We start from the raw sequence: 17,318 nt of genomic DNA on the forward strand, positions 1-17,318 counted from the left end.
TATCGCGACGTGCAAGCTGCGCCAGTCGTACGTGTCGTCCTTCGCGGCATTTTCTCTTCGGAACACCTCCCGAGGACAATCGCTAAGGACGACAAAACACATTGACTTCAGCTCATTCGCGACCGAGCGCACGCCACTGCCGCCAGCAAATGCCGATAAACCGCCGGTCTTCGACGAGGTAACGACGCCACATGCGACCCGGGTCCTGCAAGATGCGGTACATCCACTCGCACCCGGTGCGTTGCATCCACTTCGGTGCGCGCTTCTGCATGCCGGCGGCGAACTCGATGGCGGCGCCCACACACAGCATGACGCCACCGGGCATGGTGCTCGCATATGCCATCGCCCAACGCTCCTGCTTGGGCATACCCAGACAGACGAAGATGAGATCGGGCGCAAGCTCGCGAACGCGTTGCGCGATGTCCTGGCCTTCGGCCCCGGTCGGATCGAACGTCATCGAGGGGATCAGCAGCGTGAAATCCAACCCGGGAAACCGCTCTGAGAGTCCGGCCTTGAGTTGCGCCTCCTGCCCGGGGCGTCCACCGACGAACACCACTTTGCGCCCCGACGCACGCGCGCGATCGCACAAGGCAGGCAGCAAGTCGGCGCCGGTCACGCGCCCCGGCAGCGGACGGCCGAACAGACGGCTCGCCCAGATGATCGGCATGCCGTCGGCGAAGAGAAAATCGGCATTGCGATATTCCTGTTTGAATTCGGGCAGCACGTCGAGCCGCACGATGTGGTCGACGTTCGGTGTCACCACGATGCGCGAGCGTCCATCGCGAAGTGCGGCGGCGTGCGTGAGCACGTCGACGGCCTGCTCGAACGGCACGGCAGCGATGTTCAGACCGAACAGCGCGACGTTGGGCTCGAAGACTTCGCGAGCGGCAGTTTGCGATGCAGCTTTCCGTTCAGTGTCATGGCTCATGACCTATCGTGTTCCCCTTATCCTGCAAATCCAACCGATCCCGCACGCCTTCGTCGTCCAGTCGTACCGGCGACGTTTCATGGCAGGCACGATAGTAGCAGCGCGCACGCCCTGCGTCAGTGACACTTTTCCGGCGATGTCGCGGATTTCGCGACGTCATCGCGACGTCATCGCGACGAACAACGCCGCGAACAACGCCGCGAACAACGCGATAGACAACGCAATAGTCAACGCGGCGGCGAAAGTTCGCATGGCGACGTCGCCATTCCGCTACCATCGCATCGGCCGAACGCGCCGCCCGACACTGTCCACCCACTCATCCATCGATTCACCCGCCGCGCGAGCGCAGCGGGTGGCTGCCACCCATGATCCTCGACGCTCACGACCTTCCCTCCGGCACTGAGCTGCAAGCCGATCTTTGCATCGCAGGTGCCGGCGCCGCCGGCATAACGTTGGCGCTCGCCCTCGAAGCGAGCGGGCTCGACGTGATCCTGCTCGAGAGCGGCAGCGACATCGCGGAGCCCGCCATCCAGCGGCTCTACACCGGCACCGTGGAGGACGCACGCCTGCATCCGCCCGCCGAGAGCTACCGCGTGCGCCGTTTCGGCGGCTCCACCACGCTGTGGGGCGGGCGCTGCATGCCGCTCGACCCCATCGATTTCGAACCCCGCGACTACATCCCGCACAGCGGCTGGCCCATCGGGCTGGATGCCTTGACCCCCTGGTATTCGCAAGCGAATGCGCTTTGCGAGGCCGGCGAGTTTGCATACACCGCAGAGCAGGCCTTTCCGAGCGCGTCGAACCCGTCGCGCCCGATGATCGGCAATTTCGACAGCGATGTGTTCTCGACGAATACGCTCGAGCGGTTCAGCTGTCCGACGAATTTCGGCGACCGTTATCGCGCCCGGCTCGCGAAAGGCCGCGTGCGTGTCGTCCAGCACGCCAACCTTTGCCATCTGCCGATGCAGCACGGCGCGCCGCGTCTCGTCGGCCCGGCACAGGTGAAGACACTCGACGGCAAGACCTTCACGGTCGCTGCGCGCGCCTACGTACTGGCCGCCGGGGGCCTCGAAATTCCGCGTCTGCTGCTCAACAGTCCCGGCGTCAGTGGGCGCGGGCTTGGCAATGCGCACGATGTCGTCGGTCGCTATTACATGAGCCACCTCGCGGGCACGATCGGCACGCTCGATCTTTCCGGGGCAACATCCGTCTGGCATGGCTACGACGTCTCGGACGATGGGATCTACTGCCGTCGTCGGCTGGCCCTGCGCCCAAGTGCGCAGCACGCGCTTCGCGCGGGCAACTTCATCGCACGTTTGCATCACCCGCGCATTCCCGACGCCGGACATGGCAACGGCATTCTCTCGGCGCTCTATCTGGCGCGTCCGATCGTGCCGTACGAATACGCAAAACGGCTTTATGGCGATGCGCCGGGCGGACTCGGCAACTGGCTCGCACACGCGCGCAATGTGATCGTGGATGCGCCCAACACCGTGCGCTTTCTCACCCATTGGGCGATGCATCGCACGCTGGCCACGCGCAAATTCCCGTCGGTGATCGTGCGTCCGGCCAACCTTCGCTTCAGTCTCGACTTTCACGCCGAACAGGTGCCGTACGAAAACAGTCGCGTGACGCTGGGCGACGAGCGCGATGCGCTAGGCATGCGCCGCATTCACATCGACTGGCGCTACACCTCGCAAGACGTGAGCTCGGTCACGCGTGCCCTCGCAGCGCTCGCACAGGAAATCGAACGCACCGGCGTCGGCCGCTTTTCGTACGACCCCGCTGAAGTGGAAGCCGAAATGACGCGCTACGGCGCTTATGGCGGTCACCACATCGGCACCGCACGCATGGGCGCCGATCCGGCGACCAGCGTGGTCGATGCCAATGGCCGACTGCATGAGGCCGAGAACGTGTTCATCGCCGGTGCGGCGGTCTTCCCCACGTCCGGGCAGGCCAATCCGACGCTGAGCATCGTGGCGCTCGCCTTGCGCATGGCCGCACATTTGCAGGGACCGGCAAACGTGGCCGCGCTACCCTTGCCAGCCGCCACCGCCACCTCCCCGTCCCCGCTTTCTCTTTCCCAGTGATCCCATCCGCCTCATGAAAGCTCGCATCCTCGTTACCGGCGCGACCGGGTTTATCGGTCGGCACATCGTCGCGGCGCTCGCCGCCAGCGATTGGGCCGAACCCGTCGCGGCCTCGCGCCGCGCGCAAGCGGGCCTGCTCGCTGTCGACGCGCTATCCTCCGCGTCGCTCGGCGCCGCCCTGGCCAACGTCGACGGCATCGTGAACTGTGTCGCGGGGTCACCGGAAACCATCGTGGCGAATGCCCGCGCCTTGCGCGAAGCCCTCGATGCCCTCGGCAAGCCGCTACCCGTCGTCTACTTCAGCTCGATGGCGGTCTACGGCACTGCCGAAGGTCATATCGACGAATCGGCCCCCCTCGTCGGCGCCAGTCCTTACGGCGTGGCGAAAGTCGAAGCGGAGCAGATGCTGGCAGGCTTGCCGGGGCTCACCGTGCTGCGTCCCGGATGCGTGTACGGGCGCGGCAGCCCTCAGTGGTCAGAGCGCATTGCGCAGTTGCTGCGTGCCGGCCGCCTCGGCGACCTCGGTGCCGCAGGCGACGCCCATAGCAATCTCGTGCATGTCGACGACGTTGTGCAGGCGGCCCTCGAAGCACTGCGTCGCCCCGAGGCGGCAGGACGCGCGTACAACCTCGCCATGGCTGATGCCCCTCGCTGGAACGAGTATTTCGTCGCTTACGCCATGGCGTTAGGCGCGACGCCGGTCAGGCGCATCGGCGCGCGACGCCTGAAGATCGAGACGAAACTCGTCGCGCCTGCGCTCAAGGTTGCCGAGATTCTGGGTGGCAAGATCGGGTTGACAGGACTGCCGCCGCCATTGCCCCCATCGCTCGCGCGACTGTGGCAGCAAGACATCTGTCTGGACGCCGGCCGGGCGCAAAGCACGTTCGGTCTGACGTGGACCCCGTGGCGCGACGCACTCAGCGCCGAAGCCGAAGCTGTGCGCCGCTGATTGTCGACGCAACGGCAGGCGCGAGAGACGCTGGCGTGTGGCCAAATCCGTGCGATGCGGTGCGCGTCGAGGCAAGCCCGTTCACCGGCTGCCCCCGGCGCCTGCCTAGCGCCCTGCCAGACGACCTGCCGTCCAGCGCCACAGCGCGGAGTACGGCGACACGCCCAGCAAGCGACGTGCCGCCCACGCGGCGGCGGCACCGTTCACGGCGATCGCCAGCGACGCTGCCACCGACGCGCCCACGCTACCGCCCAGCGGCGTGAGCGCCGCGAGTCCGGCGAGCAACACCACGACCGACACCACGTTGATGCGCATGAGCGAGCGTGTATGCGCCGTCATCCCCAGCAGTTCGGGCATCGCCGTGAAGCAGGCGGCGGCGATCTGCCCGAGCGCCAGCACGCGCAACGCGCCAGCGCCGTCGTCGAAGCCATGCCCGAACAGTCCCAGCAGGAACTGCGGCACAACCAGCATGCCGAGCGTCACCGGCAATGCCAGACACAGCACCAGGCCGATGGCCTGCGCCGCGCTACGCTCCAGCCCGCGCATGTCCTGACGCGCATACAGGCTTGCGAAACGCGGTGCGGCCATGCCCGTTACGCCGCTGATCAGAATGTTCACCACGAGCGCGAGACGCCACGCCAGTGCAAACAACCCGGTCTCTCGCGACGAGGCCACGATCCCCAGCACGATGGCCGGTGCGGAGGTAATCAGCAACTTGGTGAGTTCGAGCGAGAACAAGGACAGCCCCGGCTTGAGCAGCCCGGGGATCGTATCGGAGGCATCGCCCGACGGCACCTCACGCACAAACCGTCTCAACAACACCGCCCCGACGATCGCCGCCAGAGTGAAACTTGCCGCCGTCAGCACCAGCGTATTGGCGACCGTCAGTTTGCCGGTCGCCACCAGCGGAATCGCTGCCAGACAAAAGATCGCGGGCCACAGCCACGAATAAATCATCTGGCTGAAACCCACGCGCTGCAATCCGGCGAGCGCCCCGGCAATGGCCGCGCCCATGTTCTGCGGAATGAAGGAGAGCGCGCCCAACATGAGCGGCGCCACGAGTTCCGGCTTCCGGAGAATGTCGTTGGCGAAAAGCGCCGCGCCGCCTGCGAGCAGCATCGATACGACGGCCGAGGCAAGAAAAACATGCCCCAGCGCACGCCGGATCGTCGGGCGCACGGCCCCCGAACGCCCGGAAGCGACATCCATGGCCAATTGCCGTGTCAGCGCCTGATCCATGCCGAGACGCCCGAACCCCGCGAGCGCGACCATCGTACTGAACACGATGTAGAAGTTGCCGGTCTGCTCGACACCGAGCGCCGCCGCAATCAGCAAATGGAAGCCATAGCGGCTCGGCAGATCCAGCAAACGCACGCCGAGGCTGATCACGCTGCCGCGAATCATCGAGGCACCGGATTTGCCTGCCGGGGTTTGCGTCTCGCTCATCTCATTTCACCCGGTTCGCCGGCTTGCGCAGCACGAAAAGCTTGATGCTTTGCGGCGGCAGCGCCGCGCGCAGTTCACTGCCGGAAAACGTGGTGTCCGGCGCCCGCGTCAGCTGGTTGTCCACCAGTTGCCAGACTTCGCCCGTGCCCGCCTGGGCAAAATTGGCGAGCGAAATCGTCGCCTGCGCGGCGCGCTCGAGTTGCTTGTTGATGACGACGAGGGTCATCGCGCCGTCCTTGTCGCGCAACGCAGCGAACGCCGACACCGTATCCGGATCGGGGGTGCTCGCCGCCACGCTCGTCGAGCCGAATTCACCGCCGTGGTCGTCGTAATTGCGATACAGCTTGATCGCCTTGTACACCGGCATCGACGGATCGAGCGTGCCCCAGCGGGTGGCCATGTCCAGCTTTTCACGTCCGAAAATGCCGAGAATGTCGGCCTGCGCGGTCGCCCCGTTCATGCGCGTGTCCGCCCCCCAGTTGTACTCGGTGAGCGCGATGGGGGTGCCGGGGTAATAGTACGTATCGACCCACTGGCGCATCATCGGAATCAGCGCGACTACGCTGTTGATCCACGTCGGATCCTTGTAATTCGGGTCCCACAGATTGCGCGTCGAGCGGTTGCGCATGAGCGCGACGTCGGTCGAATGCGCGTCGGCCGGCTCTTCGTACTCCTTGCTCTGCGGATAAAAGTGCAGACTGAAGATGTCGACCGGCCGACCTGCCCGCTTCCACTGCGTGAGCAACCACGGGATGTACGGCATGCCGCCCGTTTCGTTCAACCGGTCCGGCGCCTGTGCATAGCCATGGGTGATCGAGTGCTGCTGATCGAAGCCGCTGTACAGGTAACCGTTCCAGCCCCACTCCTCCGGCGCGAGCACTTTCGCACCTGGATCCGCCGCCTTCACGGCGCGCGAATACGCGATGACTTTCGCGGCGATCTCGCTCGCGTGAGCGCCGCTCGGATGCGAATTGTTGTGGATCAGTTGCCAGAGACTGGGCTCGTTATCCATCGCGTAGTACTTCACCCCGCCCGCGCGCGCCGGGCCGAACTGCTGCACCAATGCGGCGACACGCGCGTGCTGGCTTGCGGGATCGTCGGGTACGGTGGCGTCGTCCGGATCGTTCCTGACCGGCGTGCCGTCGCGCAGAATGCCGTTGCCCGCATCCGTCATGCCGTCCACGTCGTGGTTCTGCTGCGGGCCGTATTTGGCAATGGAGAAGCTCGCGAGCCGGTCGCGTGAGCGCGAGAGCGTGGCCACGCGTCCGAGCATGGAGATCGTCACGATCGGCTGCGCGCCCGCGGCCTGTGTGAGCGCGACGAAGCGCTCGCCGAACTGATCGTTGATGTCCGTCGGGTTGACCGGCAGGCTTTCGTAGTACCAGTCGCGCCCGGCGTTGCGGGCGTCGAGCCGCCAGTTGTAGGCCGACGCACTGTTGCCGCCCGAACGGTTGAGCGGCGCGCGCAGGTCCTGCAACATCGCCGTCGTGCCGAAATTGATACCGTAGATCAGCGGATTGATCGGATGCCGGTTGGCTGCCGCGTCCACGGCGATGGTCACGGGTAACGCGCCGCCGGGCGTCGCCTCGGTACATGCGGCGCACGATAGCAACACGGCAGCGCCCACGAGTCGGGTCAGTCTGGAATACGCACTACGGCGCGGCAACACGCGCATGGAAACTCCGGGGAGCGGCACGATAATCGAATCCGCCGGCACGCCAGACGTAGACGAAGACCGCCAGAATGACGGCCGTCTCGCCCGGTGCCAGCGTTGGCGGATAGAAGAAGGAAACGAGCAGTACGAAAACCAGATAGTCGTACAGCGCCCCGAGGAAATCGTCTTCGACTTCCGCACGCAGGCGCCGATAGAAAAAAAGGCCGCGCAGCTGGAAGCACAGAATGACGAACGCGCCGATCAGGCCGTACTCGAACACGATCCCGAGCCACGTAATATCGGCCAGGAAGAAGAAGTGGTGGAAATACGTCGTGAGCGTGTCGCCGCTCGCGGGGCTGATGGTTCCCACGCCGAAAAGCCAGCGCAGCGAGTCGTTACCGAGAAAACGCGTTGCGAGCAGTGCCGAGATGCGACGCGTATCGAAGCCGGTTTCCGCATTGGCGCTGAAGATCGTCGCCAGATACCCCATCGAGAAGACGCCGGCGAGCACGATGGGCGCAACGAGCATCAGACCGATGCGCGCACGCGGGCGTGCCCACACGAACGTGTTGATCACCAGCACACCCATGATGCCGATGGCCATCGCGCGCGATTTGACGATCAGCAACGCCACCGCCAGTCCGATCAGCACGCTCACGAAATAGCCGACGTGACGCTCGAAGAACGCGCGGCGATAACAGAAAAACAACAGAATGAACGGAAAGTACATCGACATGCGAATGCGATGTCCGCGACTGTCGCTGGTGAAGAACGGCGCTTGTCCGAAAACGTAGGTTTCCTTGTACCAGTCCGCGGGCACCAGCAGCCACATGAGAATCAGCGCGCCGACGACGATGGCCCCGAGAATGACGAAGCTGCGCCCCAACTCATGCAGCGTGGGCTTGAGCATGAGTAGCAGGGCAAGAAAGGAAAAGAAATACAGAATCGGCAGCAGCTTCACCTGCGCCGTAATGCTGGTGAACACGCTTTCGTGAAAGTAAATCACGGCCGCGAAGCTCGGCACCAGCACCAGCCAGGCAAAGCTGAGCAATACCTGCCGCGTCATCGGAAAGCGCGGCTGGCTACCCAGGCGCAACACCAGCGGCAGCGTGAGAATCGGAAACGCCTTCGAGAGCGCCCACAGCGGATAGAGCGTCGCGATGTAGTGGAACGTCTGGCCGAACAATGGCAACAGCACGACCAGCACGGCAACGACGGCCGTACGTGGCAAGCCGCCCGCGAACACGGCCGGCAAGTCGTCGGCGGGATGTTCGGCCGCGTCCGGTGCGGTGGGTCTCGTTTCGAAGGATGGCTGCGCGGCTGTCACGAAGCGGTGGAAATCGGTAGTTAGACTGGGGCGAATTTGCCGGATCGAGTCGGACGTCGCCGGAAGCCGCACTTCGCGTGCGTCGTCCGGCGTGGCGTCAGGCGATCAGAAGCTACGCGCGCCGTTGATGTCGTAGTTGACGTTCTTGTTGAACGGCAGCGCCTTGTTGATGTACTGGTCGACCCAGAGATCGACTTCGGCGATCGACGACTTCGGCACGAAGATCGTGTCGTTCGATTGCAGCACGATGTCCTGCGCGGGGTCGCCTTGCTGCGTGAGCGCCTTCACGTCGACCGTGCGAAGCATCGGACGACCGTCGGGGCTGCGGCGAATCAGCACGATTTCGCCGGTGCGTGCGGTGTCGAGCAGGCCCTGCGCCGTGATGATTGCCTGCATCACGCTCATACCGGGCGTGAGTGCGAGCTCGCCGGGCTTGCCGACTTCGCCGCCGACGAAAACGTGCGCGGCGGTCTGCGTCACGGCGACCATGGCCATCGCATTCGCGGTCATGTGGTTGGCCGCGAGTGCGCGGTTGACCGTATCGCCGAATTGCGCGAGCGTCTGGCCGGCTGCCGGCAGGTTGCCTGCGAACGGCATGGCAACGGTGCCGTCGGGTGCGACGCGGCCCTTGTAATTGAGCTCGATGTTGAATGGCAACACCACGGAAATGTCGTCGCCAGGCAACAGCCGGTACGGACTCGGCGTCGCATCGACCCACGTCGCGAAACGATCGGGTTGCTGGTATTTGGTGTCGACCCAGGTTTGGGTGCAGGCCGTCAGCGTCATCAGCGCCAGTACGCAGGCCGGGCGGAGCATGTTCATGAGACAGATGGCACGAGGCCGGGGTAGTTACACGGAGTTTGGACCGTACTCTAGTGCACTTCTGCCGTCTCGCCAAGCACGATAAATCAGCGTCGGATTTAGGATAATGGCGGTTTTAGGGGGACTTTACGGGGACTTTCTTGCGTAAGATATGCGCCTTGAAACCATTCCAAATGGCCGGGCAACCTTTACGCTTCTTGCATCGCTATGGCAATTTCGACTAGAACAAGGCCTGACCGGCACGCCGCGGTCGTCGACGTGACGATCCGGGATTATCTCAACACCCTTTTTTACTACCGCAAGATCGCCACGACGGTGTTCCTCGCCATTGTGGCGCTCGGCATCCTCGTCGCCCTCTTCGTGCCGATTCCGTATCGTGCGCAGGCCACGCTGCTCGTGCTCAACGCGGGGTACTACGACCAGACCAACAACCCGAACGGCGGCGTGTCGCTGCAACCGCCGCCCGGACAGTTGAACGGTGTGGAAGCGCAGATTCTCTCCAGTCCCGAGCTGCACCGCGACGTCATCCTCTCGAAGCTCGGCCCGAGTGCGACGGCAAGCGAGATTGACCGCGAGTTGCAGAATTTCGAGAAGCGTCTGCACATCGAGCAGAACGATCTGGCCAACACCATCACGCTGACGTATTCGGATGCCGATCCGAAGGCGGCGGCCGATGCGCTGGCTCGCCTGCTCGACAAGTACTTCCGTCAGCGCGCATCGATCTTCACGCAGGGACGCGTCAACCTGCTGGTCAGCCAGCGCGACGACGTGGGCAAGCAACTCGACAAGGCAGACGCCGATCTGCTCGCGTTCCAGAAAAAACACGGCATCGTGAAAATCGACGATCAGACGTCGCGCGCCGTGATGCTCGAAGCGCAGCTCGTGCAGCGCAAGCTCGAAACCGATGCGAAGCTCGCCCAGGACCGCAGCGAACTGAAGTCGCTGCAAAGTTCGACCAAGGACGTGCGCTCGACGATCCCGATCTATACGGACGACTCCGAGACCAGCCGCGCGATCAACACCCTGCAGGGCTCGCTCAGCGAGCTCGAGAACAAGCGCGCCGACTTCGCGTCGCGTTACATGGCGACCTCGCCGTTCGTGGTGCAGCTCGACAAGCAGATTGCCGACATGCGCGCGAACATCGCCAAGCAGCGTCAGGAGATGATGACCGCCACGCGTCTGGGTCATAACAACTATTACGACGTGGTACAGGAACGTCTGGCCGTGCTCAATGCGAGCATTGCCGGCGGCGTTGCGCAGCAGGCAGAGCTCGAAGCGCAGATCAAGGACACGCGCAACAAGCTGCAAGGCATGAGCGACGTGTCGAGCCAGTTGAGTCAGTTGCAGGCGCGTCGCGACATTCTCGCCGACAGCTTCAAGGACCGTTCGCGTCAGGTGGAACTTGCCCGCGTGCAGCAGGGCCAGGTCAGTCAGATCAACGGCACCAACGTGCGCGTTATCCAGGCGCCTTTCCCGCCGTCGCAACGCAGCGTGTCGGCCAGCCTGCTGATCGCCGCGTCGATTGCCGCCGGTCTGTTGATCTCTGCGCTCACGGTGCTGATTCTGTCGAGCCTGCGCGAAACGTTCCTCAGCCCGGAACAAGTCGAACGCGCGCTGCTGCTGCCGGTGGTGAACGCCCCGGTCCTGCTCGGTGGCGCACGTGCCGGTGCCGGCGCTGCCGATATTGCCGGCTCCGGCGGTGCGACGGCAGGCGGTGCGAATGCCGAGCCCGCCTATGCGCGCCCCGCACATCTGGCCTACGGTCGCATGATCGCCGCGATCAATAGCAGTACCGACGCGCATGCCAAGGTGGTAATGGTGTTGTCGACCGGGAAGAACGACGGCCAGTCCTCCGTCATTCAGGGGCTCACGAGCGAACTCGAACACCGCTCCGACAAACCGATTCTGATCCTGGACATCGCCTCGACGCCCGACTCGCCGGTGTATGGCAAGCCGAACGCGCAAGGTCTGCTGGAATGGCCGTCGAACGGCAACAGCCGCACTGCTGGGGTGGAGACCCGCGTCCCGGTCAATGCAGACGCCGCTGGGGCGCTCGCGGACCTGACGTTCACGCGCGTCGATTGCCACAACATCGTCGTGGCGCAACCGCGCAGCGGCGCCATTCCGTCGTCGTGGCAGCAGGTCACGCGGCTGTTCGACGGGCTGCGCGAATCGCACGACTACATCGTCGTGCATGCGCCGCCGTCGAGTCAGTCGTTCAGCGGCATCGAAAACGCGTCCCTGGCGGACGCCACGGTGCTCGTGGTGCGCGCAGAAGCCACGCGCAAGCCGGTCATTGCCGGACTCAAGGCGCAGGTCGAAGACGCCGGCGGCCGCCTGATCGGCGTGGCGCTCACGCATCGCCGCGGCTACATTCCGAGCTTCATCTACCGGTTCTTCTAAGGCCTCGGTGCAGACCTCATGCCACAAATCAGCGCGATCCTGCCGATCAAGACCCGCGGACGACACTACGCCGACAACATTGGCCGGTGCGATATCCTCTTCTCGTCGCTGCGACACTTCACGACGCCGGACCTGTTCCATCGCTTCGTGATCATCGTGCCGCACGACGAAGTCGAGGAAGTGCGTGGCTATGCCAAGGCGTGGTCCGACTTTCCCATCGAAGTGATCGACGAGTCGCTGTACATGGGCGCGTTCAACGAATTCTCGCAGCGCCACCAGATCCGTAACTGGCATCGTCAGCAGATCATCAAGATCAACGCGCCGGAGTGGATCGAGACCGAGTACTTCCTGATCTTCGATCCCGACTGTTTCGCCACCCACGCCTTCGACTACGACTCGCTCGTCGTCGACGGCCGGGCAATCACGCATCTCAAGGGACGAAGCGTCGAGCCGTACTATTGGGAAGCGTCGGCCAAACTGCTCGACGTCGATCCGCATCTGGATCGCGAAGGCGTGTGGTGGACGCCCGCAACGCTCTCGCGCTCGCTGTGCCTGTCGCTGCAGGCGCGGCTCGAAGCCGTGCACGGCACGGACTGGAAGCGTGTGCTGCTCGCGAACTACGCCATCGACTGGACGGAATACACGCTGTACTGGCTCAATGCCGAGCGAGCCGGTCTGCTCGACAAGTACCACACGCAGGCCGTGCCCCCGCAGCGCACGCTGCACGCCGACGAGAGCGTGTGGTTTGCGGACAAGATGCAGGAGTGGGACGCCGCGCACTACTTCGCCCCCGAGAGCGACGGATTGTTCGCCGTGGTGCAAAGCAATACGAAGATCCCGCTCGATCAGGTCGTGGCCAAACTCTCGCCGTATTTCCCCATTGACATTCAGCCGTACGAGCGTCACGTGGACCCTGCGCTCAAGGGCGCAGAGTTATACTCGGCGGTCGTGCGCAAGGGGCTCAAGATGGTCAAGAAGTTGCTGGGCAACGGCGCGGGTATCAAATAAGACAGGACCCGATTCGATGAGCAGTAGGGGCGGTACGGGCAGCACAGGCAACACCGGCAACACGCGTGGCCGGATGGTCGGCATCGAGATTCTGCGATTTTTCAGTGCTTTCGCGGTACTCGTCTGGCATTACCAGCATTTCTTCTTCCGGCCCGAAACGGCTTCCATCGACGTCGTGCGCGACACGCAGCCGCTCTACGGGTGGTTGCATCCGTTCTACGATTTCGGATGGCTCGGCGTGAACGTCTTCTGGACGATCTCCGGCTTCATCTTCTTCAACCGCTACCTGTCGAAGATCGTCGCCCGCCAGGTTTCCGGCGGCCTGTTCTTTCTGAACCGCTTTTCCCGGCTGTATCCGCTGCATATCGTCACGCTCGTGGCCGTGGCGCTGTTGCAGGCGTATTACGTACGCGAAAACCATGCGTTCTTCGTTTATCCGTACAACACGCCCTACGACTTCTTCGTCAATGTGATCTTCGCGTCCGGTTGGCTCACGCCTTACACAGACTCGTTCAACGGTCCGGTATGGAGCGTGTCGACGGAAATCGTGATTTACGTAGCGTTCTTCCTGCTGGCGCGATTTTTCCGCATCGGACTCGGGTGGACGTTGCTCATCATGTGCCTGGCCGCGGCCGCAGGGGGGCTGCTGATTCATCAGCACGTCAAGGGTAGCGAGTCGAACATCGTCTTCTGCGCCTTCTACTTTTTCATGGGCGGCGCGGTACACCTGATTTACGAGCGGTTGCGCGACGTCATCGAGGCACACCGTCGCGCAACGGTGTTGCTGTGCTGTGCGGGGTATGCGGCGTTGTTCGCGGTGTGCGCGGTGTTCGGCGGGACGAAATATCTGGCAGCGACGGTGATTGCGCCGATCTCGATCGTGTTGCTGCACGCCATCGAGCCGTGGATTCCGGAACGGTTCGCGTCGCCCATTGCCAAGCTCGGCAACACGACGTATTCCAGCTATCTGATTCACTTTCCGCTGCAACTCACGACGGTGATCGTGTTGCAGCGTCTGGGCATGTCGAGCGCGACCCTGGCCATGAGTCCATGGTTCCTGCTGGCCTATCTGATCGCGGTGTTCGTGCTTGCGCGGTGGGTCTATCAGGCGCTGGAGGCACCGGCGCAGACATTCCTGCGGCGACGTCTGGCCTGGATCGGCGGGCGCTCGCAGCGCGGCGCCGCGAATTGACGGTTGGCACGTTGCCGAAGTTCGGTTGACGCCGTGCGGAACCCTGTGCCGCCACATCGTCGGGACGTGGCGGTCATGCCGTTCAATGATGGTGATGGTGGTGATGCGACCAGAGCGGGTCCATCGAGTCGACGAAAGACGCGACGGCGTCCTTGTCACCTGTGGCGTGGCGCATCAACTGGCCGCACTTGCACCAGCCCTGATACGGCGTGATATGTGAACAGGCGGTCGTCTTCTGCAGATACAGCGTGACGGGTTTGGCGCACTTGGTGCACTTGAACTTGAGTGTCAGGGCGGGTCGGCTCATCGGCAATCCATGATACGGCGCTCGACGCGGGGCCGTCGGCGCAAAAGCGGTATTGTACCGGCACAGGCCGTGCGCCCGCTGGCGCTGGATTGTCATGGGCGGGTCGCAGGCAACCCGGCGCAAACGAGGTAAACGCAAAAAGCCGGATGTCATGAAGACATCCGGCTTTTTTTGCGTTGCCGAACCTGACGCCGGCCGACTTCGGTGCAAATACGACACCGCTGCCGTTATGTGGCGTCCCCTAGGGGATTCGAACCCCTGTACTCACCGTGAAAGGGTGATGTCCTAGGCCTCTAGACGAAGGGGACAAAAATCGTCATTCGTTTGGTGGAGGTAAGCGGGATCGAACCGCTGACCTCTTGCATGCCATGCAAGCGCTCTCCCAGCTGAGCTATACCCCCGCGCGAAGAGGCGTGACTATAGCGTATTTGGCGGCAAGCCGCAACTTTGTTGCCGGAAGTGTCGCCCGACGCGAGTAGAATCCGCAACGCATACGGCTGGCGATCGTCGCCGCCGTAGCAATTGACGGGACACTCTCATGAAGAAAGCAGCCGCGCTGGCGCTGATGCTCGCCGCGAGTTGGGCGCATGCCGAGAAGATCGGCGATGTCAGCACCGCATTCAAGTTTCTGGGGCCGGATCACAAGATCGTCGTCGATGCCTATGACGATCCGAAGGTACACGGCGTGACGTGTTACGTCTCGCGCGCCAAGACCGGTGGACTCAAGGGCATGGTCGGACTCGCCGAAGACAAGGCCGAAGCCTCCATCGCCTGCCGTCCCGTCGGCCCGCTCTCGTTTTCCGGGCCGCTGCCCAAGGAAGAGGAAGTCTTCTCCGAGGGACTGTCTCCGCTTTTCAAGAAACTGCGTATCGTGCGAATGGTCGACAAGACGCGCAACACCCTCGTCTACCTCACATACTCCGACAAGCTGATCGACGGCTCGCCGCAAAACAGCGTGACCGCCGTGCCGGTCGATCGCGCAACGCCGATTCCGACCAAATAAGGCGCGGGCTGCGCACCCGCCCTCAGGCGCGCTGCAACCCGAATCGCCTGAGCTTTCGGTACAGCGTGTTACGGCTCACGCCGAGACGTCGCGCCGCCGCACTGACCTGTCCATGGCAGGCGTCCAGCGCGGCGCGCAACGCCTGCCGCTCCGCGGCTTCCAGCGGCGCTTCGGGCGGCGCATCCGCCTCATTCGTTGCCCCCACCCGCGCAAGCTCGCCCGTCTCCATCACGGTCGGCGCGTCGCGCAGTGCGTCAGGCAACTCGTCGACGGTGACGATACCGTTCTCGCTGAGCGCCACCAGCGTTCGGATCACGCTGCGCATCTGACGCACGTTCCCCGGCCACGCGTAATTGCACAGACGTGCCTGTGCAGCCTCCGTCACGTGGACCGCACCGCCTGCCCCCTGCGCGCACGCTTGCGCCAGTAGCCGCTCGATAAGGTCGACCTTGTCCTCGCGCTCGCGCAACGGTGGCACCGTCACCTCCAGCCCGCTCAGACGATAAAACAGATCCTCGCGAAACTGGCGCTCGGCGATGCGCGCCGACAGATCGCGGTGCGTGGCGCTGAGCACGCGAATATCGAGCGGCACGGATTCCCCGCCGCCCAGCGGCGACACCCTGCGCTCCTCGAGCACGCGCAACAAACGCGTCTGCATGGCGAACGGCATGTCGCCGATCTCGTCCAGGAACAACGTGCCGCCGTTCGCCTGCCATAGCTTGCCGGTCATCCCTTCCTTGCGTGCACCCGTGAAACTGCCGCCAACGTAGCCGAACAGTTCGCTCTCGATCAGCGACTCGGGTATGGCGGCGCAATTCAACGCCACGAACGGCCCGCCCGACCGCGCGCTCGACGCATGCACCGCGCGCGCAAAGACCTCTTTGCCGCTGCCCGTTTCGCCGCGAATCAGCACGGGCACATCGTGCGCGAACACGCGGCACGCCCGGGAGAATTCGCGCGATAACGCCGGATCGGCGAAAGGTGCGGCCACCGACGCCGGCGGCGCCTTCGACGGCGTAGGCAGATCGCGCGTGCGGCGTGCAGCACGCGCCGGCGCCCGCAACATGGCCAGCAGCGAATCACCTGCGCTCGTGCGAATCGGCCAGCAAGCGCTCGGCGCGGGATGCGCTTGCGCGAGCAGCGTGTCGAGCGTCTGTGCAAACCATTGGTCCACGCGCGTGCCGACGATCTCATCGCGCGTTGCGCCAAGACAATTCAGCGCACTTTGATTCGCCGCCAGCACGCGCCCCGTATCGTCGAACGCGATCAAGGCTTGCGCGAAACCGCCAAGATGATCGGCCTGCTCCTGCAATTGCAGCAACCACTCGTCGCGATAGTGCTGAAAGAAATACTCGCTCTCCACGACCTTCGCCGTCAGATTGACGAGCGCGAGCGTGTGGAATTGGCTTTGACGGGTGACGTCGGCGGTTGTCGACGACACATCGATGACGGCAAGCAGTTCGCCCTGCGGCGCAAACACCGGGCTTGCAGTACAGGTCAGCGGCGTATGACGCGCACGAAAGTGATCCTGCTGACAGATGATGACGGGCGCGCGCTCGACAGCGCATGTGCCGATGCCATTCGTGCCCTCGCACGATTCGCTCCAGTCGGCGCCCGGCCACAAACCGGCACGATGGAAGTCGTCTCGCGTGCCGTCGTGCAAACGCGAATCCACGATCACGCCGTCCGGCGCTGTGAGCAATACCGCCTGACGCGGATTCATCAACTGACGCTGCAAGCGCTCCAATACCGGCAGCGACACCGTACGCAACCGCTCCATGGCATGACGGCGATCGCGCAACTGTGAGGACGCCAGAACGCGCGGCGCCATGTGTGCGCCCGGATCGAGTGCGTGAGTGTCCAGACAACGTCGCCATGAACTGGCGATATTCGGGTCCGTCGCGCCCGCGCCGGAGGACGCATGGCCCTGCACGACGTTCAGCACGCGACGCGCGTGCGCGGACTCAGTAATGGGTGGCATTGGTCGTCTCCCCCGTGCCGGATGTTCGTTGATCTCGTGGTCGTTCCCGAAGCATCTCCCATGGCGGGATCGTTTGCAATGCGCTGTGTCAATCGGAAGAAGCGAAGCGATTGGCGATACCCGAATCGTGTCACGTCCGTGAGACAAAAGGTGTCATCGTGTGAGACACCCGTGTCACGAATCCGGTACACGACGCGCTGCCCCATCG

The 17,318-nt window shown here is 63.8% G+C and carries 14 protein-coding genes and 2 tRNA genes; 7 read left to right on the top strand and 9 right to left on the bottom strand.

Annotation, left to right across the window (positions count from 1 at the left end; all coding sequences use genetic code 11):
- Window positions 1–112: 112 nt before the first annotated feature.
- Window positions 113–928 carry a WecB/TagA/CpsF family glycosyltransferase gene (locus UC34_RS22215; protein WP_084070900.1) on the bottom strand — a complete coding sequence of 272 codons (816 nt, stop codon included), beginning with the start codon at window positions 926–928 and terminating at the stop codon, window positions 113–115.
- Here UC34_RS22215 and UC34_RS25520 point away from each other — a divergent pair.
- From UC34_RS25520 to UC34_RS22225, 3 genes are read left to right on the top strand one after another with little or no spacing between them, the layout of a single operon-like run.
- Entirely contained in the window at window positions 927–1,331 is a 405-nt protein-coding gene (locus UC34_RS25520; RefSeq protein ID WP_157123271.1) for a hypothetical protein, read from the top strand. The two genes, UC34_RS22215 and UC34_RS25520, sit on opposite strands and share 2 nt — an antisense overlap.
- Window positions 1,294–3,018, top strand: coding sequence for an FAD-dependent oxidoreductase (locus UC34_RS22220; protein ID WP_044457232.1), 1,725 nt, complete (start codon window positions 1,294–1,296; stop codon window positions 3,016–3,018). The genes UC34_RS25520 and UC34_RS22220 overlap by 38 nt, the downstream gene beginning before the upstream one ends.
- Window positions 3,019–3,031: 13 nt before the next feature.
- Complete coding sequence (locus tag UC34_RS22225; RefSeq protein ID WP_044457233.1) at window positions 3,032–3,967, top strand: NAD-dependent epimerase/dehydratase family protein; 936 nt, start codon at window positions 3,032–3,034, stop codon at window positions 3,965–3,967.
- Between the two features lie 105 nt (window positions 3,968–4,072).
- On the opposite strand, the gene UC34_RS22230 is transcribed toward UC34_RS22225, so the two are convergent.
- The 4 genes from UC34_RS22230 to UC34_RS22245 form a co-directional block, all read right to left on the bottom strand.
- Window positions 4,073–5,413, bottom strand: a complete 1,341-nt coding sequence (locus UC34_RS22230) for an oligosaccharide flippase family protein (protein ID WP_044457234.1) — start codon at window positions 5,411–5,413, stop codon at window positions 4,073–4,075.
- Between the two features lies 1 nt (window position 5,414).
- Window positions 5,415–7,088, bottom strand: a complete 1,674-nt coding sequence (locus UC34_RS22235; RefSeq protein ID WP_044457235.1) for a glycoside hydrolase family 44 protein — start codon at window positions 7,086–7,088, stop codon at window positions 5,415–5,417.
- A complete protein-coding gene (locus tag UC34_RS22240; RefSeq protein ID WP_052811187.1) occupies window positions 7,066–8,394 on the bottom strand; it encodes a hypothetical protein in 1,329 nt (442 codons plus the stop codon). The genes UC34_RS22235 and UC34_RS22240 overlap by 23 nt, the downstream gene beginning before the upstream one ends.
- Window positions 8,395–8,499: 105 nt before the next feature.
- Window positions 8,500–9,216: a polysaccharide biosynthesis/export family protein gene (locus UC34_RS22245; protein WP_052811188.1), complete on the bottom strand. Its 717-nt coding sequence runs from the start codon at window positions 9,214–9,216 to the stop codon at window positions 8,500–8,502.
- Between the two features lie 258 nt (window positions 9,217–9,474).
- Here UC34_RS22245 and UC34_RS22250 point away from each other — a divergent pair, with 258 nt between their 5' ends.
- From UC34_RS22250 to UC34_RS22260, 3 genes are read left to right on the top strand one after another with little or no spacing between them, the layout of a single operon-like run.
- On the top strand, window positions 9,475–11,619 hold the full coding sequence (locus tag UC34_RS22250) for a GumC family protein (protein ID WP_044457236.1): 2,145 nt from the start codon (window positions 9,475–9,477) through the stop codon (window positions 11,617–11,619).
- Window positions 11,620–11,637: 18 nt separating this feature from the next.
- Window positions 11,638–12,627: a DUF6492 family protein gene (locus tag UC34_RS22255; RefSeq protein WP_044457237.1), complete on the top strand. Its 990-nt coding sequence runs from the start codon at window positions 11,638–11,640 to the stop codon at window positions 12,625–12,627.
- A 16-nt stretch (window positions 12,628–12,643) separates the two neighbouring features.
- Window positions 12,644–13,819 (top strand): acyltransferase family protein, encoded by a 1,176-nt coding sequence (locus tag UC34_RS22260; RefSeq protein WP_084070903.1) that lies wholly within the window; start codon window positions 12,644–12,646, stop codon window positions 13,817–13,819.
- An 82-nt stretch (window positions 13,820–13,901) separates the two neighbouring features.
- On the opposite strand, the gene UC34_RS22265 is transcribed toward UC34_RS22260, so the two are convergent.
- From UC34_RS22265 to UC34_RS22275, 3 genes are all read right to left on the bottom strand, one after another.
- Window positions 13,902–14,126, bottom strand: a complete 225-nt coding sequence (locus tag UC34_RS22265) for a hypothetical protein (protein ID WP_044457238.1) — start codon at window positions 14,124–14,126, stop codon at window positions 13,902–13,904.
- Window positions 14,127–14,358: 232 nt separating this feature from the next.
- Window positions 14,359–14,434 (bottom strand) — tRNA-Glu (locus UC34_RS22270).
- A gap of 17 nt (window positions 14,435–14,451) precedes the next feature.
- A tRNA-Ala gene (locus UC34_RS22275) sits at window positions 14,452–14,527 on the bottom strand.
- A gap of 137 nt (window positions 14,528–14,664) precedes the next feature.
- Between UC34_RS22275 and UC34_RS22280 the strand changes: the two genes are divergently transcribed.
- Window positions 14,665–15,129: a CreA family protein gene (locus UC34_RS22280; protein WP_044457239.1), complete on the top strand. Its 465-nt coding sequence runs from the start codon at window positions 14,665–14,667 to the stop codon at window positions 15,127–15,129.
- Between the two features lie 22 nt (window positions 15,130–15,151).
- Here UC34_RS22280 and UC34_RS22285 read toward each other — a convergent pair whose 3' ends face one another.
- Window positions 15,152–17,110 carry a sigma-54-dependent Fis family transcriptional regulator gene (locus UC34_RS22285; RefSeq protein ID WP_044457240.1) on the bottom strand — a complete coding sequence of 653 codons (1,959 nt, stop codon included), beginning with the start codon at window positions 17,108–17,110 and terminating at the stop codon, window positions 15,152–15,154.
- Window positions 17,111–17,318 lie beyond the last annotated feature (208 nt).

Source organism: Pandoraea vervacti, assembly GCF_000934605.2.
In the GTDB taxonomy this organism is placed as follows: Bacteria; Pseudomonadota; Gammaproteobacteria; order Burkholderiales; family Burkholderiaceae; genus Pandoraea; species Pandoraea vervacti.

Excerpts from the sequence above, each read along its gene's own strand:
- UC34_RS25520 (WP_157123271.1), top strand. The coding sequence starts at position 927 with ATGACCTATCGTGTTCCCCTTATCCTGCAAATCCAACCGATCCCGCAC.
- UC34_RS22215 (WP_084070900.1), bottom strand. The coding sequence starts at position 928 with ATGAGCCATGACACTGAACGGAAAGCTGCATCGCAAACTGCCGCTCGC.
- UC34_RS22220 (WP_044457232.1), top strand. The coding sequence starts at position 1,294 with ATGATCCTCGACGCTCACGACCTTCCCTCCGGCACTGAGCTGCAAGCC.
- UC34_RS22225 (WP_044457233.1), top strand. The coding sequence starts at position 3,032 with ATGAAAGCTCGCATCCTCGTTACCGGCGCGACCGGGTTTATCGGTCGG.
- UC34_RS22230 (WP_044457234.1), bottom strand. The coding sequence starts at position 5,413 with ATGAGCGAGACGCAAACCCCGGCAGGCAAATCCGGTGCCTCGATGATT.
- UC34_RS22235 (WP_044457235.1), bottom strand. The coding sequence starts at position 7,088 with ATGCGCGTGTTGCCGCGCCGTAGTGCGTATTCCAGACTGACCCGACTC.
- UC34_RS22245 (WP_052811188.1), bottom strand. The coding sequence starts at position 9,216 with ATGAACATGCTCCGCCCGGCCTGCGTACTGGCGCTGATGACGCTGACG.
- UC34_RS22255 (WP_044457237.1), top strand. The coding sequence starts at position 11,638 with ATGCCACAAATCAGCGCGATCCTGCCGATCAAGACCCGCGGACGACAC.
- UC34_RS22260 (WP_084070903.1), top strand. The coding sequence starts at position 12,644 with ATGAGCAGTAGGGGCGGTACGGGCAGCACAGGCAACACCGGCAACACG.
- UC34_RS22265 (WP_044457238.1), bottom strand. The coding sequence starts at position 14,126 with ATGAGCCGACCCGCCCTGACACTCAAGTTCAAGTGCACCAAGTGCGCC.
- UC34_RS22280 (WP_044457239.1), top strand. The coding sequence starts at position 14,665 with ATGAAGAAAGCAGCCGCGCTGGCGCTGATGCTCGCCGCGAGTTGGGCG.
- UC34_RS22285 (WP_044457240.1), bottom strand. The coding sequence starts at position 17,110 with ATGCCACCCATTACTGAGTCCGCGCACGCGCGTCGCGTGCTGAACGTC.